Raw genomic sequence first — 1,414 nt, 5'->3', positions numbered from 1 at the left:
ATCATTATGAACATTCGTGATAGAACTCGCAACACCAGCAAATGCTTCCGCTACACTATTGTAAACCTTTTCCTCACCAGTACTACCATCTTCATTGATAGTTTTAAGCTTGAAGGTAGGGGCAACCCATTTTCCATTTTCATAGCCAGCGCCTCCACCAAAATACGTCGCAACTGTTTGATTCATTGAATAAAGTTGGTTGCCAGTGATCGCATCCGTTGAGTTTGCCGTGATGTCACCATCTAAAAGAAACTTCAATTTGCTATTGCTTCCTTCCGTTCCATGCTTAGCTACAAACGCATTGGNTGATCGCATCCGTTGAGTTTGCCGTGATGTCACCATCTAAAAGAAACTTCAATTTGCTATTGCTTCCTTCCGTTCCATGCTTAGCTACAAACGCATTGGCTTCCTTACTCCAATTCAAAGAATCCTGTGCGACTCCTTCAGAAACTTCCTTAATACGCTGATTCACATTCTTGATATTTGCATCAAGGCCCTCAAAAGCTGAACCAACATTGGTAAAAGGTTTGGCTGTTATCTTACCATCTTTATCAATCTCCGATAAACTATAGGTTGGCCCTGTAAACGCACCATTATTAAAAGCTGCATTGCCCCCTAAATAAGTAATAACCTTATCATTCGTTTCAAAAAGCTGACCACCCGTTACAGCATCTGTTGATTTAGCGCTAATCTCACCATTTGCTAGAAACGTAATTCTACTGTTTTCTTGTGTCCTTACAGCTCTGCCTTTTTCTTCTTGCTTCTTCTCATGACGCGCTACAAACGCATTGGCTTCCTTGCTCCAATTCAAAGAATCCTGCGCTACCCCTTCAGAAACTTCCTTAATCCGTGCATTTACATTCTTGATATTATCATCAAGACCAATAAATGCACTACCAACATTATCAAAAAAGCCGTTTGTTATATTACCATCCGTATCAACCTTGGATAACTTGTAGGTTGGTCCTGTAAACGTACCGCCAACAAATTTTGCATCACCACCAAGGAATTTAGCCACATTCTGAGAAATTGTGTTGATCTGACTACCCGTAATTGCATCACGTGAATTTTCAGCAATGGTACCATCTTTGACATTATGAAGCGCAACTGGTCCTGCATCCTTACCTTTACCTAAAGTCACACTGCTATAATCAGTTTTACCATCTGCCTGTTTATCGTAGAGAACCACTGCTGAATCATCAGACTGAAGGCTGCTGGAAAGATCCTTCAGACTTTTATCAAGCTGCGCTTTATTGACTGCTTCATTGTCTTTCTCTGCTGCCTTAACACCTGAAAGAATCCTTTCTTCTTTCTTACTGCTGGCAATATTGACTTCTGTACCTTCTACTTCTTTACCAATAGTGATAACTTTCGTCTTATCATCCTGCTTGGCAAGGCTATCACTGACAACATT

The 1,414-nt window shown here is 40.7% G+C and carries 2 pseudogenes; both read right to left on the bottom strand.

Annotation, left to right across the window (positions count from 1 at the left end):
- Positions 1–315 (bottom strand): annotated as a pseudogene (locus ACFILH_RS02175) (adhesin); the annotation flags it as partial.
- A pseudogene (locus tag ACFILH_RS02170) lies at positions 287–1,414 on the bottom strand (hypothetical protein); the annotation flags it as partial. The pseudogenes ACFILH_RS02175 and ACFILH_RS02170, both read right to left, overlap by 29 nt.

This window comes from Bartonella sp. CL435QHHD, assembly GCF_042195095.1.
GTDB lineage: Bacteria > Pseudomonadota > Alphaproteobacteria > Rhizobiales > Rhizobiaceae > Bartonella.
The sequence above is the reverse complement of the archived record's forward strand: the minus strand, read 5'-3'. Positions and strand labels throughout refer to the sequence as shown.